This window comes from Flavobacterium luteolum (genome assembly GCF_027111275.1).
Lineage (GTDB): Bacteria > Bacteroidota > Bacteroidia > Flavobacteriales > Flavobacteriaceae > Flavobacterium > Flavobacterium luteolum.
Genome location: NZ_CP114286.1, coordinates 2,895,595 through 2,920,575, shown reverse-complemented (window position 1 = coordinate 2,920,575; position 24,981 = coordinate 2,895,595). Strand labels below are relative to the sequence as shown.

Here is a 24,981-nt window from a genome sequence, read left to right as displayed (position 1 = left end):
AAAATAAACACCCTAAAAAATCCGTTTTGAAAATAGTTCTCAACGGATTTTTTTATTTAACAATTTTAATAATTTTCTTACATAATTAAGAAAACTTTATCTTCAAACTCTAGTAAAAAAAGCTATTTTTGCAGGAGTCGATTTTAAGATGTAAACCCTCAAATCTATTTATATGCTAAAAAAAGTTTTAAAAATAAGTGCCATAGTTCTTGTGGTATTTGTTGCTGCATTATTTGCCATTCCATTTTTGTTTAAAGACCAGATCAAGTCAAAAATCGTCGAAGCCATCAACGAAAGTGTTGATGCCAAAGTAAGTTTTACAGATGCCGATTTAAGTTTATTTAAGAATTTTCCAAACGCAACAGTTGGAATCGAGAAATTAGTTATCATTAACAAAGCTCCTTTTGAAGGTGACACTTTGGTTTCTCTTGGAGAATTGAATTTAAAAATGAGTATTAAAGAACTTTTCAAAGGAAAAGAAGAGCCTTTAAGCATTCAGGGAATTAGTTCTACCAACGGATTAGTAAACATTATTTTTAATAAAGATGGTGTTGGAAACTTCGATATTGCTTTAAAAGACAAAAAAGAAGATAAGAAAGACGAAGCAAGCAAACCTCTTGCATTGAAAATTCAAAACTATAAAATCGAAAATTTTACTTTTAGATACATCGATCAAGGTTCTAAAATTAAAATGGTAATTGACAGTTTAAACCACGAAGGAACTGGAGATTTCACCAATTCGAAGCTAGATTTAACTACAAAATCTACTGCAAAAGTTTCATTAGACATGGATAAAATAAATTACATGAAAAATGTGAAACTAACTCTTGACGCTGTTCTTGGAATTGATTTAGAGAAAAGCAAATATACTTTTAAAGAGAATAAAGCTTTAATCAATCAATTGCCTTTAGAGTTTGATGGATTCATTCAAATGGCAGAGAAAGCGCAGATTTACGATTTAAAGTTTAAAACTCCAACTTCTTCTTTTACCAATTTCTTAGGTTTAATTCCTTCGGCTTATGCTGCAGGTTTAGACGGAGTAAAAACTACTGGAGATTTTACAGTAAACGGTTTTGCAAAAGGAGAACTTACAGATACAACAGTTCCGAAATTTAATGTTGAAATTGCATCTAACAATGCCTCTTTCCAATATCCTAACCTTCCAAAATCGGTTCAAAATATTGTAATTGATACAAAAATCATTAACGAAACTGGAATTTTAAATGATACTTATGTCAACCTAGATAAGTTATCTTTTAGAATTGATCAGGATGTTTTTAACGCTAAAGCGAATATTAAAGACATAACGGTAAATCCTATTATCGATGCGGCTTTAAAAGGAACGATCAACTTGGCTAATCTTTCAAAAGCATATCCAATCAAAATGGATAAACCTTTGGCTGGTATTTTAAAAGCTGATGTTACTACCAATTTTGATATGGCTTCTGTAGAAAAAAGCCAATACCAAAATATCAAAAATGCTGGTACAATGAGCTTGTCAGGATTTAAATATACTGACGAAAACAACAAATCGATGAACATTAGCACAGCGATGGTTGAATTTAATCCGAGCAAAATTAACTTAAAACAATTTGATGCTACGACTGGAAAAAGTGATATTAGCATTAACGGAGTTTTAGAGAATTTCTATGGCTTTATGTTTAAGAAACAAGAGCTGAAAGGAAACTTCAATATGAGCTCAAACCAATTGGCTGTTGACGATTTCATGACTGCTGGCGAACCTGCAAAAGAAGAAACAAAAACTCCTGCAAAACCAGCCGATGCAATGAAGATTCCTGCTTTCTTGAATTGTACATTGAATGCAAAAGCGACTACGGTTTTATATGATAATCTAAAACTTAAAGATGTTTCTGGAAGACTGCTTATTAAAGATGAAAAAGCAACTCTTGAAAACTTTAAAACAAATATTTTCGGAGGATCAATTGGTCTTAACGGAGCAGTTTCTACAAAAGAAAAAGTGCCAACTTTTGATATGAATTTAGGTTTTAATCAAGTTGATATTGCACAGACATTTACGCAGTTGGATATGATGAAAAAAATTGCGCCTATTGCTGGAATCATTAACGGGAAACTGAATTCAACAATCAAACTGAATGGTAATTTGGATGCAAAAGAATTGACTCCAGATCTTAAATCAATTTCAGGAGATTTAATTGGCCAATTACTGTCTACTACAGTAAACTCGAGTAACTCTACTTTACTTACTGCATTAAGTTCTAATGTTAAGTTTCTTGATTTAAATAAAGTGAACCTGAATGATATTAAAGCTGCTTTAACTTTTGATAACGGAAAAGTAAATGTTAAACCTTTTGATATTAAATATCAAGATATTAAAGTAACGGTTGGAGGAACTCATGGTTTCGATCAAACTATGAATTATACTCTAAAATTTGATGTTCCTGCTAAATATTTGGGAACCGAAGCTAACAACTTAATTGCAAAAATGTCTCCTGCAGATGCTGCAAAACTAGATAATATTCCAATCAATGCTTCTTTGACAGGTAATTTCTCAAATCCTAAAATCAGTACCGATATGAAAACTGCTGTGAGCAATTTGACAACACAATTGGTAAATCAGCAGAAAGAAAAACTGACTCAAAAAGGAACCTCAGCACTTACTGATTTGATAAATAAAAACACTAAAGCAAAAGATACAACTCAAGCTGCTAAAACTGAAAAAGAGCAGAAAACTCAAGAAGTAACTAAAAAAGCAAGTGATTTATTGAACGGATTGTTTAAGAAAAAGAATCCTTAAAAAGGTCCTGAGATGCTAAGGTGCTGAGCTTTTCTAAAGTTAAAAAAGAAAAACTTAGAACCTCAGCACCTTAGAACCTTAGCATCTTAAAAAACAAAAAATCCTGTTCGAATGAACAGGATTTTTTGTTTTTATATTGCTTTTGAATAGCTACTTAATCGACCGTTATTCAAAATAGAATTTATTGTTTTTATATATTCCTTTTTCGTGTAGAGATTTACGTCTATACCAATACTACAATTATCATAAGGCTCGTATTTTTTCAAATTTGAAACAGAAAACAGTCCAATTGTTGGTGTATGTACAGCGCTTGATAAATGCATAATTCCGCTGTCGGCACCAATAAACAAATCAGCATTTGCAATGACAGATCCTATTTCTCGTATATCTTTACTATAAAATGATGGCGCTTTAAATCCGATTTGAGAAACGTTTTCTACAGGCAGAATTTCAATAATATTGTAGTCTTTATATTCGGCAGTAAGTTGAGCATAAAACTTTTCCCACCACTCTTCCGAAAGACATTTTGTTCCAGTTGCGTAGGTAAAAATGCAAATCGTTTTTTTATCGTTGTTTGTTACTTCTCTTAGTTTCTTTCTTCCTTCTGCAATTTCAGAAGCCGATAATTTAAGGTCTATTGGAGCAACTATTTTATTACTGTTTGTTGGTAATCTCAGTTTTGATAAATAATTTCGAAAATTATATACTGGATACTTTGCAATGTGGTCAAAATCTTTCTTCTGTTCTGTTTGTTCTTCATTTGAGTCTCCGAAAAACTTGTATTTAGCATTTGAAAATTGAACCGCCAGTCGGCCGGAAGAAGAGTTTTGGTCCACATTAATTGCTAAATCATAATGCGCTTTTTTTAATGAAATCCAAACCTTTGAGTATTCTACTAAACTTTTAAATGGTTTTTTAGGCAAGTGAATTATTTTATCAACGACATCGTAATTTTCAAAAATAATAGGAGCTACTGTCCCTTTCACAAACAAATCAATTTTACAATTTGGAAACATTTCTGACACTTCTTGTACAAGTGGGGTAATCAATAAAAGATTCCCTAATCTTCCGTTTGGCCTACAGATTAAAACTTTCTTGATTTCGCTCTTATCGACCAAAATAAAATCGTCCTGCATATTTGCTTTTCCAACATTCTTCGTTAGGTTCCGCATTATGCTGCGCCTGTGTACGTTTATTTTGTTTAAAACACTCATTTATGGAATAATTTACGGATTATAAATCTCAATTTAATTTTAGAAAACTAGCATTAAGAGCAGGTCTCAAATCTAATTTCTTTTATCTTCTAAAAATAAATTCTTCCAATAAGCATTTGTTACAAAATTGTAACGAAATGTATCAATATTCACATTTTTTGCTTTTGGAAGCGAGATAAATTTACAATAAATTATTACGTAATCAACAAATTTATAGACAGTTAGCTGAAAAATATCGACAACTTCCCGATAAACCTAGACGTTTATTGTGACAACATAACCTTCGGAACCACGCACATTAAAAACTGTTCCGTTTTCAAATAATAGGTACTGACCTTTAATTCCGGTCAATTTTCCAGTGAATGAAGGAGTCTTATCCAAGTTCAAACTATTCACTTTTGCAGGATAACTTAAAACTGGATATTGAAGTTCGTAAACATCATTTTTTTGAGCGTAAAAATAGTCTTTGACTTCTGCAGGAATTAAACTTTCGATTTTGGCTTTTTCTGCAATCAGATCAAAAGTCTCAACAGAGTTCTGAAGCATTTTTCTCCAATTGGTTTTATCTGTATAATGATCTTTTAATGCCACCTCTGTAATTCCAGCCAAATAACGGTTTGGAACCTCAACAATGGCAATCGCTTGAGAAGCGCCTTGATCTATCCATCTGGTAGGAACTTGAGTTTTACGGGTAACACCTACTTTTATCTCGCATGCCGAAGCCAAATATACAATGTGCGGTTGTAGCTGAACTTTAGATTCATATTCCAAATCCCTGTCTGCAATTCCCAAATGTGCCGTACTCAATTCTGGCCTCATAATCCAATCTCCAACTGCTGGACTTGAATAAAAACATTCATAACAAAAACCTTGTCGGTATATTTTTTTCTTTTTACCGCAATTCAAACATTGGCAACCCACAAAATTGATTTCAATTTCTTTATCTAATAATTGATTCATGTTTAAGAAACTATCCTCGAAAACCAAATAATATTGAATTGGACTCCCAAGTTCAGTTTGCATTTTTGTCAGTACACCTTGATATTGCATTTGTATTTTTTATTTATAATTGCTGATTTAGACTTCTCAAAAGATTTAAAGTTTTTTGTGTTAAATTCGACTTTTTCGGTAGAATCTTTACCGTAAATTGAATTGTTTATTACAAAAAAATATTATTTTTGATATGAAGACAAAGTTACTATTTGTCTGTCGATATTCAAATTTTAAGTTTTTTGTTTTGCACAGATTGTAAGATTTAAAACCTAAAATTAGTTAACTAAAAAACAGATTCATGCCTTTATCTATTATCAATTCGTTTGCATCTTGGGTCCTCAAACAAAGGATTCACCAAATAGAGCTTTTTTTAAAATACCCAAATGAAGTTCAGGAAGAATTATTGCATAACTTATTGACGGCATCTGAAAATACAGTTATTGGAAAAAAATATGAATTTTCTACCATTAGTTCCTATCAAACCTTTGCTGAAAGAGTTCCGATTGCAACTTACGAGGAATTACAGCCACTTATTGAACGTACTCGTTTGGGAGAACAAAATGTTTTTTGGGAAAGCCCTATTAAATGGTTTGCCAAATCGAGCGGAACTACAAATGCAAAAAGTAAATTTATTCCTGTAAGTAATGAGGCTTTGGAGGATTGCCATTACAAAGGCAGTAAAGATCTTTTGTGTCTATATTTAAATAATAATGAAGATTCTGAATTGTTTTTAGGAAAAAGTCTCCGTTTAGGAGGAAGCTCTCAGATTTACGAAAACAACAATACTTTCTTCGGTGATCTATCGGCTATTTTAATTGAAAACATGCCTATTTGGGCTGAATTCAGCAGTACGCCAAGCAGCAAAACCTCCCTAATGAGCGAATGGGAAACGAAAATTGCCGCTATTATCAATGAAACTAAAAACGAAAACGTAACCAGTTTTGCAGGAGTTCCTTCTTGGATGCTAGTTTTAATGAATAAAGTTTTAGAGAATACAGGAAAACAGAGTCTACTGGAACTTTGGCCAAATCTGGAAGTTTACTTTCACGGAGGTGTAAGTTTTTCTCCTTATAGAGAACAGTATAAAAAACTTTTACCAAGCAAGGATTTTAGATATTACGAAATATACAATGCCTCTGAAGGCTTTTTTGCAATTCAAGACTTGAATAACTCAAGTGACTTATTATTGATGCTGGATTACGGAATTTTCTACGAATTTATTCCGATGGACACTTTTGGATCTCCAAACCAAAAAGTAGTTCGCTTGGCCGATGTTGAATTGAATAAAAATTACGCTATTGTTATTACTACAAATTCTGGTTTGTGGCGCTATTTAATTGGCGACACGGTTCGTTTTACTTCTTTAAATCCATACAGAATTAGAGTAACGGGACGAACTAAACATCATATCAATGTTTTTGGCGAAGAATTAATGGTAGAAAATACCGATCAGGCGATTGCAAAAGCTTGTCAAGTAACACAAACTGAAGTTATCGATTATACGGTTGCTCCTATTTTTATGCATGATAAAGAAAAAGGCGCTCACGAATGGATGATTGAATTTAAGAAACATCCTGCTGATGTTGGTCTTTTCCAAAAAGTACTAGATGAAACTCTGCAAACTCTAAACTCAGATTACGAAGCGAAACGCTACAATAATATGACTTTAAATCCTTTGGTGATTAATGTTGCTCGAGAGAATTTATTTTATGATTGGCTGAAAGAAAGAGACAAATTAGGAGGCCAGCATAAGATTCCGAGGCTTTCGAATCAGAGAGATTATTTGGAACAATTGAAAGAAATGTGCTAATAACAACTTATAAAAATGAAAGACACAAAATTCAGCGAAATGAGCAACGAAGAACTGATTAAAAATCAGAAGACACTAAAAACTGTGAATACTATTTTTTGCGTTGTTCTTTTTATGCTATTCGTTCTTAATACCTTCATTGTTTTTATGAAAGGCTTTAGCGCTATGAATGTTATTCCTGTTGCGTTATTGCCTATTCTTTTCTTGAATCTGAAGAATTTAAAGGAAATGAAAAAGGAATTGGAATCAAGAAAATAAAACGTTAATTCCACTAAACCCGCATGAGGGATAGAAGTGGAAATCCTTTTATGCCGGGGTTCGGCATAAAAGATTGAAACGGATAGCCCGACCCGGAGGGACATGCCATTATTAAGATTCTGAGATTCTAAGTTGCTAAGATTTTCTCAATATTGTCATTTCGACGTAAGGAGAAATCTTCGTGAGAAATTCGACAAAGATTGGATTCTCTTTACGAAGCTACTTGCGAAGATTTCTCCTTACGTCGAAATGACAAAAATGAGGTGAATTTTCTCTTTATTTCGGTTGACAGGCTGAGCGGAGTCGAAGCCCTTTTCTACATGAAAGCCCTTCGACTTCGCTCAGGGTGACAACTTGTAAATTACATCATATCGATATATCTATCGTGATATCCTAATAAGTACAAAACACCGTCAAGACCTAAACTTGAAATTGACGTCGAAGCACTTTCTTTAACTTTTGGCTTAGCATGGAAAGCAATTCCTAGACCAGCCAAGTTTAGCATTGGCAAATCGTTTGCTCCATCTCCAACCGCAATTGTCTGATTGATATGAATTCCTTCTTTCTCTGCAATTGCTTTTAATAATTCTGCTTTTTTCTGACCATCTACAATATCACCTAAATATTTACCTGTCAATTTACCATCTTTTATTTCTAATTGATTGGCGTGAACGTAATCTATTCCTAATTCTTTTTGAAGATATTCTCCAAAATAAGTAAATCCTCCAGAAAGAATTGCTGTTTTATAGCCGTAGTATTTTAAGGCTTTCATCAAACGATGTGCTCCTTGTGTAATCGGCAAATTGACAGCAACATTTTGCAAAACTTCTTCACTTAAACCTTCTAGAAGAGCCATGCGCTTTTTGAAGCTTTCGTTGAAATCAATTTCACCGTTCATAGCCGATTCTGTAATAGCTCGCACTTGATCTCCAACTCCATTCAATTCAGCAAGCTCATCGATTACTTCGGTTTGAATTAAAGTCGAATCCATATCGAAGCAAACCAAACGGCGGTTTCTTCTATAAATATTATCTTCTTGGAAAGAGATATCAACGTTTAGCGTTCTGGAAATTTCCATAAAACTTGCCGTCATGATGATCTTGTTGACAATTTCGCCTGTAACAGATAATTGAATACAAGAACGCGGATATTCTTCCTTTTCTACAACAGAAGTTCTTCCTGTTAATCGGATAATAGAGTCAATATTTAAATTTTGATCTGACAATATTTGAGTAACTGCAGACAATTGTGAAGCTGCGAGTTTCTCACCCAAAATATTGATGATATAACGTTGTTTTGATTGCGATTTTACCCAAGTTTCATAATCTTCGATAGAAATTGGAATAAATTTTACTTTAATTTCCAATTCATATGCTTTGAACAAAAGATCTTTTAAAACAGGCGCTGAAGAAGAACCTGCAGCAATTTCGAACAAAATTCCTAAAGAAAGCGTATCATGAATATCTGCCTGCCCGATATCTAAAATATTGGCGTCGTATGCTGCCAATACAGCTGTTAATCCTGCTGTAACTCCAATTTTATCGTGTCCAGAAACTTTTAATAAAATTATTTCTTTGTCTTCTGCTGCCATTTTTCTTTCTTGATTATGAAGCGACAAAAATCGGCAATCTCTCGTTGATAAAAAAGAATAATCCTTGTTTTTTTAAAACGAAAAAGCACATTTTCATGTGCTTTTTCGAGTAATTTAACAATTATGCTCTACTATTAAAATAACGTAACTTTTACATTATTTCATTGGTTCATTTTTATCAAAACTCACCATCCAGTTGATGCCAAATTTATCTTTAAACATTCCAAAGTAAGATCCCCAGAAAGTGTCATTAATTGGCATTTCTACTTTTCCTCCAGCTGAAAGTCCGTTAAAGATTTTATCTGCCTCTTCTCTGCTTTCTGCATTAACAGAAACGGAAAAGTTATCGCCAAAACCGACATCTCCGTATCGTGGGTGGGTGTCGCTTCCCATTAAAATACTACTTCCGATTGGAAGAGATACGTGCATGATTCGATTTAAAGCTTCTTCCGAAAGCACTTCGCCTTCTTCTGCCGGAGCATCTTTAAATTTTCCGATATACGGAAAATCTCCGCCAAAAACTGATTTGTAAAACAGAAATGCCGCTTCGCAAGTTCCGTTAAACATTAAATATGGGTTGACTGCTGTTGCCATGATATTATTTTTTTAATTGTTAATTATAAATTATTAATTATCTGTTTTTCTTCTCATTTACTTCTCAGACAATTCTTTAATCAATTCCACCGCTTTAGGAAACGCATCTTTGAAATAATCAATATGTTTTTCAATTACGTCTACCTCAACATGAAGATTTACAATATCACCTTTTTGAGTTAACTTGTAAGTTTCCATTGCACCACTCCATTTTTCTGTTTCTGCATTTGGTGGCACTTCTTTATGATCTTTGATTTCGCCAAGATGCTTAAAAGCCATAAATTCATTCGGAATTTTAGTTTCAATCAAACTATTCATTCCATCTGCTCCGCCAGACCCTAAAAAATAAATTTTGTCCCCTTCATTCCAAGTCGATTCGGCGTAACTTCCTTCGGCAAAAACACTTGTCCATTTCCTGTACGTTTCATCGTCCCATAAGACTTTCCATATCTTTTCTTTAGAAGCCTTTATCTCAATATTAAACACTAATTTTTCCATCTTAATCTGGTAATTTACTAAAATCCATAAATAAAACATTCCAACGATGACCGTCCAAATCGGTAAAACCGCAGCCGTACATCCAGCCCTGACTTTCTGCAGGAGGAGCAAAAACGTTTCCTCCAGCTTCTTTGACTTTATCGGCTAATTCATCAACTTCTTCTCTGCTTTCTGCGTCAATAGAAATCAAGACTTCAGAGCTTGAATTCGTATCTGTAACGCTGTTTTTAGAAAAACTTGAAAAAAGCATTTCTTCAAAAAGCATTATCACAAAATGTCCTTCACCTACAACCATGCACGTCGAACTTGGCGTATCATGCTGTTCATTAAACGAAAAACCTATTTTCCAGAAAAAATCTTTCGCTTTTGCCACATCCTTTACAGGAAGATTCAACCATATTTGTTTTGTCATTTTTTGTTTTTTTTTTGTTGGGTTAGATATTTATTTCTTTTTTAAACCATATAAGTGATGTAAGCTAATTTTAAGTTTGTAATCTTTGAACCTTGTTATTTTGAGTCTGTGAATCTAAAATTAATTAGCTTCAGCGTAATTTTTAAAATTATCTAAAATTGCCTGCCAGCCAGCACGCTGCATTTCTTCAGGATTTTGTGTTTCTGGGTCAAAACTCTCAATAATTTCAACACCATCTGCCGTTTCTGTAAAAGTGATTTCAACCTTTCTTCCGTCTCCCAAAACATAAGATAACGCTTCGTTTGGCTTTACTAAAGTAAATTCACCTCCAAAATCAAAACTCATGCTTCCGTCTTTTGCAGCCATAGTCGATTTGAATTTTCCTCCTTCTCTCAAATCAGCCTCTGCATAAGGCGTATGCCAATCAGGAGAGGCAAAGCTCCATTTTGTAATATGTTCTGGAGTATTCCAAAAATTCCAAACTTTATCTAAAGATGCATTTACAGTATTTTTTATTGTTATCATTTTTTATTTTTTGTTTGATTTGTTCTTACTTAATTACTACATGTTCTCTGGAATCTGACTTTCATCCATAAAGAAAACTTCCCAGTGATGACCATCTACATCTAGAAAAGTTCTTTGATACATCCAACCATAATCATTTGTCTGATGATAATCTGTTCCACCCGATTTAATCGCTTTGTCCATCATTTCATCGACCTGCTCTCTAGTGTCTACAGAAATAGCAATAAGAGCTTCACTAGTTGTTGTTGAATCACAAATTTGTTTTTTGGTAAATGTTTGATAAAACTCTTCTACCAAAATCATCACAAATATATTTTCATCAATAACCAAACAAGCTCCTTTTTCATTTGAGAATTTTGGATTGGTCGAAAAACCAAGTCCATTATAAAAAGACACTGCCCTGTTTAAATCTTTTACAGCAAGATTTAAGAAGATTTTTGTTTTCATCTTTATAAAATTACGAATTAATTAAAACAAATTTAATTTTTTAAGATTACTTAAAAATACCAATAAAAGTCATTTTTAGGGGCATTTGAGACAATTTGCTTATTTTTGCACCTTACTGAAATTCCAAAAAACCAAAATATCATGAGCACGAAACTAGGATTAATCATACCTCACGATTATAAATTACTAAGCATCGCAGCTATATTAGAGGTATTCGAAACTGCCAATAAACTTACTCCTGAAACTGAAAAACCATTTGAAATTATGATTTTTCAATCGCAAGAACAAAACGATCAGGGAAATTTATTTGGATATAAAAGTAACGCTATTGAAACTTCAGAAATTATTCTAGACTTAATTTTAATTCCCGCTTTTACAACTGATAATATGAGCGAGATGATTAAAAAGAATAAAAGCTTTATACCATGGCTTCAAAAACAGCATAAGGCTGGAGCCGAATTAGCCAGTTTTTGCACAGGAGCTTTTTTGTTTGCCGCTTCTGGTTTATTAAACGAAAAGTTAGCCACAACACATGTTGATGCCTGCAGCGCCTTTACCAAAGCTTTTCCGATGGTAAAATTAAAACCTGAGGAAACTTTGACTGCAGACGGAAGTTTATATACCAGTGGAGGATCGACTTCAACTTTCCATCTATTGATTCTTTTGGTTCAGAAATTCTGCGGAAACGAAATGGCAGTTAAAATTGCTAAAATCTTCTCAATCGATTTGAACCGATACAAACAAAGTTATTTCAGCACCTTCAGACCCAATCATTTACACAATGATTCTCTAGTTGCCCTATTGCAGCAAAAAATAGAAAATCAGTATCATTCTATCGAAAAACTGGAAGAGATCACAAAAGATATCCCAACAAGTGCCCGAAACATGACACGTCGTTTCAAACAAGTGACAGGAATTCCTCCTATCGAATATTTACAGAATATTAGAGTCGAAAGTTCGAAGAAATATCTAGAGCAAACGCAGCTTTCTATTTCAGAAATTATAGAAAAAACTGGCTACAATGACCCAAAAGCATTTAGAAAAGTGTTTTATAAAATGGTCGGCATGAAACCAATTGAATATCGAGAAAAATTTAGAGTGCAGTAATTTTTAGAAGCAGATCAATTCGTTTTCATCAGAACGTTTTGTCCTGCTCTATACTGTATTCCCGATAAACAAAAACTACGGCTAAAAAGCCTTGTTTTTCTAAATCGGGAGATGCCGTTTCGATCAGGGCTAAAATAGAACTTTTGTTTTTCAGCATTACTTTAAGACTTAACAATCCAAAGGAGTACTTTTTTATTGGCTTTCAAAAGTTCATCGATTTCTCTCATGCTCTCGTTTGAAACCGCAGGACAACCCCAACCCTCTGGTGTTCCTTTTGGATAAACTTCATTATCTGACACCTCTTCCCAAGAATGTAAAACAATGGCACGTTTTCGTGCATTAAAATTGCTTTTTTCTTTTCCTTGCAAAACATAATTTACCTTTATTCCCCACTGACTTACACCACGATCCAAAACAACATATTTTCCAACCGAAGAACAATGCGAATCAAATTCGTTACTCGTCTTTGCGTTATCTTTAGAATAAGTTCCTCCCCATTGATTATCTCCACAACCATGACTCACCATATATGATTTTGAAACTTCTTTCTTTTCAAAATCGTAAACAAAAAATCGTTTATAACCAGAATGCAATCCGAGGTCAATCAAAATAAATTTATCTTGATTTAAATTATTGACTTTACAATAGTATGCTGCTTCTTTATAATAATTGCTGTAATCAACTTCAACACGAGGTTTTTCTAATGAAGCTACTTCACTTTTATGCTTATTTTCAGAAACAACTATTCTTTTGCTTTCTTTATTGCAAGAAAAAGCAAAAGCCAAACAAATTATAAAAAGCGTATTCTTCATATCAAATATTTACTCAAAAGCACAAACGAAAATAAGGCTAAAAAAGTGTATAAAAAAACCTGCTCAAACAAATGAGCAGGTTCTATAATTGAACTTTATCAAAGTTTTAAATTTTGATAAAGCTATTTTTAAAGTTAAGAAGCAATCTCCATACGCTTCAATAAGTTTTTACTTAACGTATGTTCTGCATATTCTTTGTCGATTGTCAAACTGATATCGTCAGATGTTGGCAGTTCGTACATGGCATCTGTTAAGATAGCTTCACATAAAGAACGTAATCCACGCGCACCCAATTTGTACTCTAAAGCTTTATCTACAATAAAATCTAAAGCTTCATCGGTAATTGTAAACTCAACATCATCCATTAAGAATAATTTCTGATATTGTTTGATCAACGCATTTTTAGGCTGTGTCAAAATTGCACGAAGCGTTGCTTTATCCAAAGGATCCATGTGCGTTAAAACTGGTAAACGTCCAATAATCTCAGGAATCAAACCAAAGTCTTTAATGTCTTTTGGAATGATATATTGCAATAAATTATCTTTATCTATATTATCTACATTTTTAGAAGTTGAGTAACCAACTGCCTGACGGTTTAGACGTTTTGAAATAATACGCTCTACTCCATCAAAAGCTCCACCAGCAATAAATAAGATATTTTGAGTATTTACCTCAACAAATTTCTGGTCAGGATGTTTACGTCCACCTTTTGGCGGTACGTTTACCACTGTTCCTTCCAATAACTTCAATAATGCCTGCTGAACACCTTCTCCAGAAACATCACGAGTAATTGATGGATTATCGCTCTTACGGGCAATTTTATCAATCTCATCAATAAATACAATTCCTCTTTCTGCTTTTGCTACATCATAATCTGCAGCCTGAAGCAAACGAGTTAAAATACTTTCAACATCTTCTCCAACATATCCAGCTTCTGTCAATACTGTCGCGTCAACAATAGCCAACGGAACATCTAACATTTTAGCAATTGTTTTTGCAACCAATGTTTTTCCTGTTCCTGTCTGACCCACCATGATGATGTTACTTTTTTCGATCTCTACTTCATCGTCTAATTGCTGTTGCATTAAACGCTTGTAGTGATTGTAAACCGCAACTGACATCACTTTTTTAGTCTGATCTTGACCAATAACATATTGATCTAGGAAAGCTCTAATTTCTTTTGGTTTCTTTAAAATTAAGTCACCAACTAGTTTCGCGCTTCCGCTAGATTTTAATTCTTCTAAAACAATTCCGTGTGCCTGTTCAATACACTTATCACAAATATGTGCATTGATACCTGCAATTAATAAATTAGTTTCTGGCTTCTTTCTTCCACAAAACGAACATTCTAATACTACTTTTGCCATTCTATATTTAGTTACTAAGCTGCAAAGATACTAAGTTTCTAAGCTTTTTAACCTAAAACTTAAAAACTTAGCCCCTTACAGCTTAATATTTATTTTTTGTTTCAATGTTTAATTTGTTTCAAGTTTCAAGTTAATCTTAGAACCTTAGTTCCTTTGTAACTTTGAACCCTAAAAAAATTATCCTCTTCTTAATACTTCATCAATCATTCCGTATTCTTTTGCCTCGTCAGCTTTCATCCAGTAATCACGCTCACTGTCTTTGTGCACTTTGTCAAAAGTTTGTCCTGAATGTTGAGAAATGATGTTATACAATTCATCTTTTAATTTCAACATCTCACGTAAGTTGATTTCCATATCTGTTGCAACTCCTTGTGCTCCTCCAGATGGCTGGTGAATCATTACTCTTGAGTGAGGCAATGCAGAACGTTTTCCTGCTGCTCCTGCGCATAATAGAACTGCTCCCATTGAAGCTGCCATTCCTGTACAGATTGTTGCTACATCAGGCTTGATGTACTGCATGGTATCGTAAATTCCTAAACCTGCATAAACACTTCCTCCTGGAGAGTTTAAGTAAATTTGAATATCTTTTGAAGCATCAGCGCTTTCTAAAAATAACAACTGAGCCTGAACGATATTAGCAATCTGATCGTCAATACCTGTTCCTAAAAAGATAATTCTGTCCATCATTAATCTTGAGAAAACGTCTAATTGAGAAATATTCAATTGGCGCTCTTCGATAATATATGGAGTCATGTTTGTTGGTGTCATCGCTGCTACGATTTTATCGTAATACATTGCGTTTACTCCTTGGTGCTTTGTAGCAAATTTTTTGAATTCTTTACCGTAGTTCATATTTTTAGTTTAAAGTTGAAAAGTCTAAAGTCAGCATGTGACTTAAACGAATTAAACAAAGTTCATACCTTTTTATAAGAGATGCCAATTTGTCTGAAACGTTTCTTTTGTTTCAAGTTCAAGGTTTCAAGTTAACTGAAGAAAACGTGAAACCTGAAACCTTAAACTTGAAACAAAAAAAGAACGTCAACAGAATAAAAAATTCCATTGACGTTCAAATATAATTATTTTTATCTTTCAGTTTCTGTAATAAAATCTTAATTTTTAAAAAGTATATCTCTTAACTTTCGACTTTAGAACTTTTGACTTTCAGACTTAAATTTATTCTCCGTAAGAAGCTGCAATAAATTCTTCGTAAGTAACCTCTTTAGTTGTTGGGTTAGCTTTTTCTTTGAAGATATCTAACATTTTAGCTGCTACAACTTGCTCAGAAAGTCTTTTCACTTCATCTTGGTTAGATAAAACTCTAGCCACGATTCCTTGAACTTCTTCGTCAGTTGGGTTTGTTTGACCAAATTGAGCCATTTGCTGTCTGATTGCGTTTGATGTAAACTCTTTCAGGTCATCAAATGTAATTTGAATATTGCTTTGAGCTAAAGCTTTTCCTTCGATTAATTGAAAACGTAAACCTTTTTCAGATCTTGCGTATTCAACTTCAGCTTCTTCTGCAGTTAATTTTTTCTCTCCAACAGTTTGCAACCATTTTTTCAAGAATTCAGCTGGCAAATCGAATTTTGTGTTTTCGATCAAGAAATCCTGAACATCCAATAATAATTTTTGGTCAGCTTGCTGTGCGAATTGAGATTCAGCATCTTCTTTAATTTTAGCTTTTAAATCTTCTAAAGAAGCTACTTTTCCTTCACCAAAAAGTTTGTCAAATAATTCTTGGTTTAATTCAGCTGGCTCAGAACCGTTGATAGCTTCGATAGTAAAGTCTACTTCGACATCTAAACCGTGAACACCTTCGTGACCTACTTTTAAGTAATCCATTAATTGGTGATCGTCTTCAAATAAACCTTTTGTGCTTACTGTAACAACATCTCCAACTTTTTTACCTGTGAATTGTTTTTGAGCTTTTTTGCTGAATGTATCTACAGAAATTGTAGTCGTATTGTTGATTCCGTTTGCTTCGTTTGAGAAAGTTCCAGTTAAATCAGATTTAGCATCAGAAACTTCTTGAGGAACTGCTTTTCCAAATTGTTTTTGGATACGCTCAACTTGTCCATCGATTAATTTATCGTCAGCAGTAACGATATATTTTACGATATTATTTTTAGCTTCAAGATCAATTTCAAAATTTGGCACTAAACCAATTTCGTATTCGAAAGTTAATTCTTCAGCATCCCAGTTAAAATTTTCGTTTACTTTAGCAAGAGGAGTTCCTAAAAGATTTAATCTTTCAGATTGAATATAACGCTCTAAAGCCAAATCAACTACTTTTTTGATCTCTTCTTGCTTAATAGCTTTTCCGTATTGTTTTTCAACAAGATCTTTAGGCACTGCCCCTTTTCTAAATCCTTTTACTTGCGCTAAAGGCATTTTTTCGTTAATTCTTTTTGCTACTTGACCTTTATAATCCATATGAACAACGTTCATAACGATTGTCTCGTTTACAGCGTCTATTGCTACTCTTTTAATATCCATCTTCTTCTTTAATTTACATAATAAAATTGGGTTGCAAAATTATAAAATTTTTGCAACCCAACCAAGTTTTTAATCTATTGTATTTGAAGCAGTTTTAATCTGCTACATTTGTTTTATTTATCATCTCCAAGTATTTTATAAGTAATAGATTGAAGTATAGACAAAATAATACTGAATAGTAATGCTGTCCAAAATGAATTTACTGCAAAACCGCCCACAATATTAGTGCACAGTAAAATAATTATCGCGTTGATTACCAGTAAAAACAAACCTAAAGTAACAAAAGTAACCGGCAAAGTTAAAATCACTAAAATTGGTTTTATAAAAACGTTCAGCAATCCTAAAACTACTGCAACAATTACAGCCGTACCAAAACTAGCAACATGAACCCCAGTCAAAATATTAGATAATAATAAAACCAAGGCAGCAGTAACAAGGAGTCTAAGTAATAATTTCATAGTCATTCTGGTTTAAAATTTATTTAAAAGTACTAATTTTAATCAAAAATAACTACTCTTTTAAAAACGTAGCGGTCAATTCGAAAAACATTTTCGGATTTTCTGCGTGAAGCCAATGCCCTGCATTTGGAATGGTTTCTAATTTTAGATTTGGAAAATGTTTGCGAATTCCATCAAGATCAGCATCTTGAATATACCCAGAATTGCCACCTCTAATAAATAATGTTGGCTTATCAAAAACTAAATGTTCTGGCAGAGGTTTTCCAATTGCATCAAGATTATTATTAAAAGCTTCAAGATTAAATCTAAAAGCCAATTGTCCAGGTTCCTTCCAGTATAAGTTTTTCAGCAAAAACTGACGTGTTCCAAAATCTGGAACGTATTGAGATACTATTTCTTCTACATCATTTCGGCTTGGTTTTACCGAAAAATCGACAGCATTTAATCCTGCCAAAATCTCCTGATGATGTTGTTTGTAGAATCTCGGGCCAATATCTGCCACAATTAATTTGTCTACAATCTCTGGATGCGTAGTTGCAAAAAGCATTGCTACTTTCCCTCCCATTGAATGTCCGAGAATATCAATTCGCGTTAGATTATTTGCCTGACAATATTCATAAACATCTTGAACCATGGCTTCATAACTCCATTCATCTGAATGAAAACTGCGACCGTGGTTTCTTAAATCTAAAATATGAACTTGAAATCCAGCTTCTACATATTGCCCAGCTAAGGTTTTCCAATTATCAGACATCCCAAGAAATCCGTGCATGATGACAAGTGGTTTTCCTTCGCCTTCTATTTTTGAGTATAACATTTACTTTTTAGTTTTACTTTGAAAAATTATTTCAATTTATTCAGATACATGTTTACCGTATTATCTAACCCAAGGTAAAGTGCCTCTGAAATCAAGGCATGACCAATAGAAACTTCCAGTAAACCAGGAATATTTTGCTTGAAAAATTTAATATTATCTAAACTTAAATCGTGTCCGGCATTGATTCCTAAACCTAATTCGTTTGCCAATTCTGCAGCTTTAGTGTAGGGCTCAATTCCTTTTTCGTTTCCTAAACTATATTGGTGCGCAAAAGATTCCGTATACAATTCGATTCTATCTGTTCCTGTTTTTTTTGCTCCTTCAATCATTTCTAAAATCGGATCAACAAAAATCGATGTTCTGATTCCGTTTTTTTGAAACTCTTGGATAACCTCAGTTAAATATTCTTGATTTTTAATCGTATCCCAACCTGCAGAAGAAGTTATTGCTCCAATTGCATCTGGAACTAAGGTTACCTGATCTGGTTTGCATTCTAAAACCAAATCAATAAAATTATGCTGCGGATTTCCTTCAATATTATATTCTGTTGTAACAACCGCTTTCAAATCGCGCGCATCCTGATAACGAATATGACGTTCGTCTGGACGTGGATGAATGGTAATTCCCTGCCCTCCAAATTGCTGAATATCTGCAGCTACTTTTAATAAATCTGGAACATTTCCGCCACGGGCATTTCGAAGCGTTGCTATTTTATTGATATTTACACTTAATTTTGTCATATAAATAGATATTAATTCTAGTAACATTATATTTGTTACGACAAAAATACAAAGTAAAACAGAGCGGTTTTCCGTATTTTTTGATTATTTTGCATCAAATATCTTCAATTGATTTATGACAGAAATTACAAACTATATCACAAACGATTTCAGAGCGATTGACAGTCAGGAAACGATAGCCTCGATTCAGGACTTTTTTATCGATGTAAATTTTTCTCATTTTCCGATTTTGGAAGACGGTGTTTTTATTGGAAACATCTCTTCTGACGATGTTGAAACATTTGACACTGAAAAAAAAGCAGTTGATTATAAATATACTTTAGAACGTTTTTTTGCCAGAAAATCGATGATCTGGCTAGATGTTCTAGAAGTTTTCGCAAAAAACCACACCAATCTTCTCCCAATTCTTGATGAGAATAATAATTACGTAGGTTATTATGAAATGGAAGATATCATGAAATTTTTTCAAGAAACTCCATTTTTAAAAGAACCTGGCGCTATTATAATTGTGCAAAAAGGTCTTTTGGATTATTCTATGAGCGAGGTGACCCAAATTGTAGAAAGTAATAATGGAAAAGTTTTAGGATGTTTTGTCTCTGAAGCTGATACAGAAAATGTTCAAATTACCGTAAAAATTGGTTTAGGAGCAATCAATGAAATCATTCAGACTTATAGAAGATATGGGTATGAAATTATTTCAGAACATCAGGAAGACAACTATATTAACAGTCTAAAAGAGCGATCAGATTATTTAGACAAATATCTCAACATATAAATTATGAATGTGCCAATGGGAGAATTAGTTAATTAGATAATTTTCGCATTTCCAAATTATCTAATTGACACATTGACAAATTATCTAATTTACAACGAATGAAAATAGCCATTTACGGACAATATTATCAGAACAGTACCGAACCTATCATAAAAGACATATTCAATTTCTTCAATGCCAACAACGTCGAAATGGTAATTGAAGAAAACTTCTTGAACATGCTTTATGAAAAACAGCTTGTAAAAAAAGAATACAAAACTTTTTCGCCGAGTACTGCTTTAGACAATAGTTTCGAAATGCTGATAAGTATTGGAGGTGACGGTACGATTCTTAGAGCCGCTGCATTTGTTCGAAATTCCGGCGTTCCTTTATTAGGAATTAATGCTGGAAGATTAGGTTTCTTGGCTAAAGTTCAGAAAGAAAATATTGATATTTTACTTCAATATGTTATTAGCCAAAATTATACAACTTCTGAAAGAACCTTATTAGGCTTAACTTGCGAACCTTATAACAAAGCTTTTGAAGAACTTAATTTTGCAATGAACGAAGTTACTGTGAGTAGAAAAGATACCACTTCGATGATTACTGTCGAAACGTATTTAAATAATGAATATCTAAATTCTTATTGGGCAGACGGCTTAATCATTTCAACACCAACGGGTTCCACAGGATATTCTTTAAGTTGCGGTGGGCCAATTTTAACACCAGATGTCAAAAGTCTAGTTATTACACCAATTGCACCACATAATTTAACCGCCAGACCTCTAGTTATTCCAGACGACACAGAAATTACATTGCGCGTATCAGGAAGAGAAGACCAGTATTTGGTTTCTTTAGACTCAAGAATTTCTTCGGTAAAAAACGAGTCTATTTTAAAAATTAAAAAAACAGATTACAAAATTAAAATGGTCGAAATACCAGGCGAAACTTTCTTAAAGACGTTAAGAAACAAACTGCTATGGGGAGAAGATAAAAGAAATTAAACTCTTTTCTGATTCTTCACTATACGATAATACCACATTTTCTCGTTCTGCATGTAGTGAATCATCATTAAATGGCTCAAAATCATAACGTAAATTGAAAAAAAAGCACATTTAACTAAAGGAACTTTGATTCGTATTGATAATTATTATATTTGCACGCAATTTTGAATTAAATGAAGAAAATTTTTAATTTATTGTTATGTTTTTTCCCCCTTATTACACTAAATGCTCAAATCAATGAGATTGGTGTCTTTTTTGGAGGAAGTAACTTTGTAGGCGATGTTGGAAAAACAACTTACATCTCCCCAGAAAAACCAGCTTTTGGTGTTCTTTACAAGTGGAATAGAAGCCCAAGACATGCTTGGAGATTTTCTTACATGCAATCAAACATTAGCGGAAATGATTTTAAATCAGATGAAACAGGAAGAAATCAGAGAGGTTATCGTTTTGACAATGATATTAAAGAATTTTCTGCTGGACTGGAATTCAATTTTTTCGATTTTAATCTGCATGATTACCATACTAAGATAACCCCTTATGTCTTTACCGGTTTAAATTACTTTATTTTTGACAACTTGTACAGATATACTTCAAACCCAAACGTAATATACGCTCAAAAAAACCGTAGTTCTGCAGCAATACCAATTATATTAGGTATAAAATCAAATATCTCGCCTCGTTTTGTTTTAGGGGCCGAAGTTGGAGCACGTTATACCTTTACAGATAACATTGACGGAAGTAATCCTAATACAAGCTATACACAAATCCTAAAATTTGGCAATTTAAATAATAATGACTGGTATGTTTTCTCAGGTCTTACTTTAACGTATACCTTTGGACAAAAACCTTGCTATTGCCCAGAATAAAATGAATTTAATAGAATCAATAGATCACAAAAACTTACCTAAACACCTTGCCATTATCATGGACGGCAACGGACGCTGGGCAAAACAACAAGGCTTCCTGCGTGCATTTGGCCATGAAAATGGAACAAAATCTGTAAAAGAAATAATCAAAACCTCGGCTAAACTTGGAATTGAGTATTTAACTTTATACGCTTTTTCTACAGAAAACTGGAATCGTCCTAAACTGGAGGTGCAAGCCTTAATGAAAATATTGATTAATTCATTAAAAAAAGAACTTGTAACCCTTGAAGAAAACAATATCAGACTTAACGCAATTGGAAATCTTGATAAATTACCAAAAACAGCCCAAAAAGAACTTTTGGATGTTATGGAAAAAACCAAAAACAATACTCGTTTAACTCTTACCCTCGCTTTAAGTTATGGCTCCAGAGAGGAATTGGTAAATGCCGTAAAGGCAATTAGTGATAAAGTTAAAAATAATATAATTTCAATAGACACTATTGACGATTCAATTATAAATGAGCATCTTTACACGCAAAATTTACCAGACGTAGATTTATTAATACGAACAAGTGGAGAACATAGAATAAGTAATTTTTTGCTGTGGCAGATTGCCTATGCAGAATTGTATTTTACTAATGTCTTGTGGCCAGACTTTAAAGACCAAGATTTATATGAGGCTATTATTAGTTATCAAAAAAGAGAACGTAGATTTGGAAAAACCAGTGAACAAATTAAATAATTTTTTAGTGTTGCAAAAAAAAATACAAATAGTCTTTACCCTTTTACTTTTGGGTAGTTTTTCACAAATTAAAGCACAAGAAAGAGTTCCTTTTGATCAAGGGAAAAAATATATTCTAGCTAAAGTTTCTGTTGTTGGTAAAATAAGCTTCAATGAGCAAACTGTTGTAACCTTTTCAGGACTTCAGAAAGGACAGGAAATCACGGTTCCTGGAGAAGAAATCAGTAGCGCAATTAAAAAATTAGGTAAACTAGGACTTTTTGATGAGATCGCTTTCTATGTTAATAAAGTAGAAAACGACAGTATCTATTTGGACTTAGATATCGTTGAACTTCCTAAATTAAACGAGGTTAAAATTGTTGGTGTTAAGAAAAGCAAAGTTGAAGCTTTAATTAAGGATAACAACTTGACAAAGAATAAAATTGTCAACGAAAACTTAATTACTACTACTAAGAATTACATCGAAAACAAATACAAAAAAGAAGGTTTTTATAACACTAAAGTTACAATCACCAATACTCCTGATACTATAAACGGGCATCAAGTTAATATGCTTGTCAGGATAGACAAAGGAGACAAAGTAAAAATCAGCAGTATTGATTTCACTGGAAACAAACAACTTACAGACACTCAGTTGCGAGGCGCAATGAAAGATACAAAACAGAAAAACTTCATTCGCGTATTTAAGGCATCTAAATTTATTCCAGAAAAATATAAAACAGACTTAGAAAAAGTAATCGCAGCCTATAAGGAAAAAGGATACCGTGACGCTCGTATTATTTACGATTCTGTACAATATAATAAGAAGAAAAATACACTTGCCATTAAAATTGATGTAGAAGAAGGGAACAAATATTACTTCGGAAATATTAAATTCTTAGGAAATACTGTCTATTCAGATCAGCTTTTAAGCCGTTATTTAGGAATCAAAAAAGGAGAAACTTATAACGGAGTTTTACTTGAAAAAAGAATTGCCGATAAGTCTAAACCAGACGCAGAAGATATTACCAACCTATACCAAAACAACGGTTATTTGTTCTCAAACATTAATGCTGTAGAGGTAAAAACGGTCAATGACACTATCGATTTTGAAATTAGAGTTACAGAAGGTCCTATCGCTTATTTCAACAAAATTACGGTTGTTGGAAACGATAAAACAAACGACCATGTTATTTACCGAGAGTTAAGAACAAAACCAGGAGAAAAATATAGCAAAGAACAATTAGTTAGAACGATTCGTGAGATTGGCCAATTAGGTTTCTTTGATCCTGAGGCAATCGATCCTAAATTTAAAAATGTTGATGCTGGAGCAGGAACAGTTGATATTGAATACAATGTAGTAGAAAAAGGATCTAGCCAGGTCGAACTTCAAGGAGGTTATGGCGGTGGTGGTTTCATTGGAACATTGGGACTTTCATTTAATAACTTCTCGGCACGTAAAATATTTGATAAAGAAGCTTATAAGCCTTTACCAATGGGAGACGGACAAAAAGTCTCGCTTCGTCTGCAGGGTAGTACTTATTTCCAAACCTATAGTTTATCTTTCTCAGAGCCATGGTTTGGAGGAAAGAAACCTGTACAGTTTAGTTCATCTATTTCATACAGTAAGCAATTTCTTAACAATTACATCACTAGAACTGTTGATAAAAGCAAAAGTTTTAATATTTTTACAATCCAAGTTGGTTTAGCAAAAAGATTAACCGTGCCAGATGACTACTTCGTATTATCTCAGTCTGTAAGTTATCAGCACTACGACTTGAACAATTATAATACAGGTTTGTTTACTTTTGGTGATGGTGCATCAAGAAACTTAGCTTATACTATCGGACTTTCAAGAAGCAATAAAGGGGTAAACCCAATATTCCCGACGTACGGTTCTGAATTTAGTATTACCGCAAAAGTTACACCTCCATATTCATTATTTAATGGAATTGATTATGGTGATTTACATAACCAAAAAGATTATAAAACACAATACACAGGAACATCTGGAAGTGGTGTAGATGGAAAACCACTTAACAATGGTGACTATGTAAAAACAGAGACTGTAAATGGGCAAACTGGCTACGTAAGTGTTGGATCTGATTATTCAAGTGCTGATACAGATGTAGCAAAAGTCGATCAGAAAAAATACAACTGGTTAGAATACTATAAAATTAAATTTAAAGGAGATTGGTATACTAAAGTTTATGGAAAATTAGTATTAAGAACACTTACCGAATTTGGTTTCTTAGGGGCTTATAACCAAGAAAGAGGTGTTATTCCGTTTGAGCGTTTTTACTTAGGAGGTGATGGTATGGCACAATACTCAATGGATGGTAGAGAGACAATTCAGTTGAGAGGTTATCCTAACAACTCTTTGACTCCTGTAAACGCAAATGGTGATGCAATTGGAGCAACGATTTACAACAAATTCTCTATGGAATTACGTTACCCAATTACATTAAAAGCATCGGCTTCTATTTTTGCCTTAACGTTCTTAGAAGCAGGTTCATCTTATCCAACGTTCAAAGATTACAACCCATTTGATTTAAATCGTTCTGCTGGAGCTGGTTTACGTGTATTCATGCCTGCATTTGGATTATTGGGTATTGACTTTGGTTACGGATTTGATGCTCTTCCAGGGCAAACAAAAGCTAATGGATGGGAAACACACTTTATTATTGGACAACAATTTTAGTGAAATAACGTTTGGTTAAA

The 24,981-nt window shown here is 33.3% G+C and carries 24 protein-coding genes; 9 read left to right on the top strand and 15 right to left on the bottom strand.

Annotated elements, in window-relative coordinates:
* Positions 1 to 172 precede the first annotated feature (172 nt).
* A complete protein-coding gene (locus OZP10_RS12510; RefSeq protein ID WP_281631197.1) occupies positions 173 to 2,776 on the top strand; it encodes an AsmA family protein in 2,604 nt (867 codons plus the stop codon).
* A gap of 131 nt (positions 2,777 to 2,907) precedes the next feature.
* Here the strand turns inward: OZP10_RS12510 and OZP10_RS12505 are convergent, their stop codons facing one another.
* Together OZP10_RS12505 and OZP10_RS12500 are read right to left on the bottom strand one after the other, a co-directional pair.
* The gene (locus tag OZP10_RS12505) at positions 2,908 to 3,990 is read right to left on the bottom strand and encodes a glycosyltransferase family 9 protein (RefSeq protein ID WP_281631196.1); all 1,083 of its coding nucleotides are present in this window, start codon (positions 3,988 to 3,990) and stop codon (positions 2,908 to 2,910) included.
* 255 nt (positions 3,991 to 4,245) lie between these two features.
* On the bottom strand, positions 4,246 to 5,040 hold the full coding sequence (locus OZP10_RS12500; protein WP_281631195.1) for a DUF2797 domain-containing protein: 795 nt from the start codon (positions 5,038 to 5,040) through the stop codon (positions 4,246 to 4,248).
* Positions 5,041 to 5,281: 241 nt separating this feature from the next.
* Between OZP10_RS12500 and OZP10_RS12495 the strand changes: the two genes are divergently transcribed.
* Positions 5,282 to 6,793: a GH3 auxin-responsive promoter family protein gene (locus OZP10_RS12495; RefSeq protein ID WP_281631194.1), complete on the top strand. Its 1,512-nt coding sequence runs from the start codon at positions 5,282 to 5,284 to the stop codon at positions 6,791 to 6,793.
* A 15-nt stretch (positions 6,794 to 6,808) separates the two neighbouring features.
* Complete coding sequence (locus OZP10_RS12490; protein ID WP_281631193.1) at positions 6,809 to 7,051, top strand: redox-active disulfide protein 2; 243 nt, start codon at positions 6,809 to 6,811, stop codon at positions 7,049 to 7,051.
* A gap of 361 nt (positions 7,052 to 7,412) precedes the next feature.
* Here the strand turns inward: OZP10_RS12490 and serB are convergent, their stop codons facing one another.
* From serB to OZP10_RS12460, 6 genes are all read right to left on the bottom strand, one after another.
* Positions 7,413 to 8,642, bottom strand: a complete 1,230-nt coding sequence (gene serB / locus OZP10_RS12485; RefSeq protein WP_281631192.1) for a phosphoserine phosphatase SerB — start codon at positions 8,640 to 8,642, stop codon at positions 7,413 to 7,415.
* Positions 8,643 to 8,798: 156 nt separating this feature from the next.
* The gene (locus tag OZP10_RS12480) at positions 8,799 to 9,236 is read right to left on the bottom strand and encodes a VOC family protein (protein WP_281631191.1); all 438 of its coding nucleotides are present in this window, start codon (positions 9,234 to 9,236) and stop codon (positions 8,799 to 8,801) included.
* 57 nt (positions 9,237 to 9,293) lie between these two features.
* Entirely contained in the window at positions 9,294 to 9,734 is a 441-nt protein-coding gene (locus OZP10_RS12475) for an SRPBCC family protein (protein WP_281631190.1), read from the bottom strand.
* 1 nt (position 9,735) lies between these two features.
* Positions 9,736 to 10,146 (bottom strand): VOC family protein, encoded by a 411-nt coding sequence (locus OZP10_RS12470; protein ID WP_281631189.1) that lies wholly within the window; start codon positions 10,144 to 10,146, stop codon positions 9,736 to 9,738.
* 120 nt (positions 10,147 to 10,266) lie between these two features.
* Positions 10,267 to 10,671 (bottom strand): SRPBCC family protein, encoded by a 405-nt coding sequence (locus tag OZP10_RS12465; RefSeq protein ID WP_281631188.1) that lies wholly within the window; start codon positions 10,669 to 10,671, stop codon positions 10,267 to 10,269.
* Between the two features lie 36 nt (positions 10,672 to 10,707).
* Complete coding sequence (locus tag OZP10_RS12460) at positions 10,708 to 11,118, bottom strand: VOC family protein (protein ID WP_281631187.1); 411 nt, start codon at positions 11,116 to 11,118, stop codon at positions 10,708 to 10,710.
* A gap of 141 nt (positions 11,119 to 11,259) precedes the next feature.
* Here OZP10_RS12460 and OZP10_RS12455 point away from each other — a divergent pair, with 141 nt between their 5' ends.
* A complete protein-coding gene (locus OZP10_RS12455; RefSeq protein WP_177210889.1) occupies positions 11,260 to 12,225 on the top strand; it encodes a GlxA family transcriptional regulator in 966 nt (321 codons plus the stop codon).
* A 161-nt stretch (positions 12,226 to 12,386) separates the two neighbouring features.
* Here the strand turns inward: OZP10_RS12455 and OZP10_RS12450 are convergent, their stop codons facing one another.
* From OZP10_RS12450 to OZP10_RS12420, 7 genes are all read right to left on the bottom strand, one after another.
* On the bottom strand, positions 12,387 to 13,037 hold the full coding sequence (locus tag OZP10_RS12450; protein ID WP_281631186.1) for a murein L,D-transpeptidase catalytic domain-containing protein: 651 nt from the start codon (positions 13,035 to 13,037) through the stop codon (positions 12,387 to 12,389).
* A gap of 134 nt (positions 13,038 to 13,171) precedes the next feature.
* Positions 13,172 to 14,404 carry an ATP-dependent Clp protease ATP-binding subunit ClpX gene (gene clpX, locus OZP10_RS12445; RefSeq protein WP_177210893.1) on the bottom strand — a complete coding sequence of 411 codons (1,233 nt, stop codon included), beginning with the start codon at positions 14,402 to 14,404 and terminating at the stop codon, positions 13,172 to 13,174.
* A gap of 177 nt (positions 14,405 to 14,581) precedes the next feature.
* The gene (gene clpP, locus OZP10_RS12440) at positions 14,582 to 15,256 is read right to left on the bottom strand and encodes an ATP-dependent Clp endopeptidase proteolytic subunit ClpP (protein ID WP_201998525.1); all 675 of its coding nucleotides are present in this window, start codon (positions 15,254 to 15,256) and stop codon (positions 14,582 to 14,584) included.
* A gap of 321 nt (positions 15,257 to 15,577) precedes the next feature.
* A complete protein-coding gene (locus tag OZP10_RS12435; RefSeq protein ID WP_281631185.1) occupies positions 15,578 to 16,900 on the bottom strand; it encodes a trigger factor in 1,323 nt (440 codons plus the stop codon).
* Positions 16,901 to 17,013: 113 nt separating this feature from the next.
* Positions 17,014 to 17,358 carry a phage holin family protein gene (locus OZP10_RS12430; RefSeq protein WP_177210895.1) on the bottom strand — a complete coding sequence of 115 codons (345 nt, stop codon included), beginning with the start codon at positions 17,356 to 17,358 and terminating at the stop codon, positions 17,014 to 17,016.
* Between the two features lie 52 nt (positions 17,359 to 17,410).
* Entirely contained in the window at positions 17,411 to 18,175 is a 765-nt protein-coding gene (locus OZP10_RS12425; RefSeq protein WP_177210896.1) for an alpha/beta fold hydrolase, read from the bottom strand.
* Positions 18,176 to 18,201: 26 nt separating this feature from the next.
* A complete protein-coding gene (locus OZP10_RS12420) occupies positions 18,202 to 18,915 on the bottom strand; it encodes a pyridoxine 5'-phosphate synthase (RefSeq protein ID WP_281631184.1) in 714 nt (237 codons plus the stop codon).
* Between the two features lie 115 nt (positions 18,916 to 19,030).
* Here OZP10_RS12420 and OZP10_RS12415 point away from each other — a divergent pair, with 115 nt between their 5' ends.
* The 5 genes from OZP10_RS12415 to OZP10_RS12395 all read left to right on the top strand — a co-directional run bounded on the left by OZP10_RS12415 (position 19,031) and on the right by OZP10_RS12395 (position 24,961).
* A complete protein-coding gene (locus OZP10_RS12415; RefSeq protein WP_281631183.1) occupies positions 19,031 to 19,690 on the top strand; it encodes a CBS domain-containing protein in 660 nt (219 codons plus the stop codon).
* Between the two features lie 98 nt (positions 19,691 to 19,788).
* Positions 19,789 to 20,673 (top strand): NAD kinase, encoded by an 885-nt coding sequence (locus tag OZP10_RS12410; protein ID WP_281631182.1) that lies wholly within the window; start codon positions 19,789 to 19,791, stop codon positions 20,671 to 20,673.
* A 173-nt stretch (positions 20,674 to 20,846) separates the two neighbouring features.
* Positions 20,847 to 21,539, top strand: coding sequence for a type IX secretion system protein PorG (gene porG / locus OZP10_RS12405; protein ID WP_281631181.1), 693 nt, complete (start codon positions 20,847 to 20,849; stop codon positions 21,537 to 21,539).
* Between the two features lies 1 nt (position 21,540).
* Positions 21,541 to 22,281: an undecaprenyl pyrophosphate synthase gene (gene uppS / locus OZP10_RS12400; protein WP_177210901.1), complete on the top strand. Its 741-nt coding sequence runs from the start codon at positions 21,541 to 21,543 to the stop codon at positions 22,279 to 22,281.
* On the top strand, positions 22,214 to 24,961 hold the full coding sequence (locus tag OZP10_RS12395) for a BamA/OMP85 family outer membrane protein (protein ID WP_281631180.1): 2,748 nt from the start codon (positions 22,214 to 22,216) through the stop codon (positions 24,959 to 24,961). The genes uppS and OZP10_RS12395 overlap by 68 nt, the downstream gene beginning before the upstream one ends.
* Positions 24,962 to 24,981: the final 20 nt, after the last annotated feature.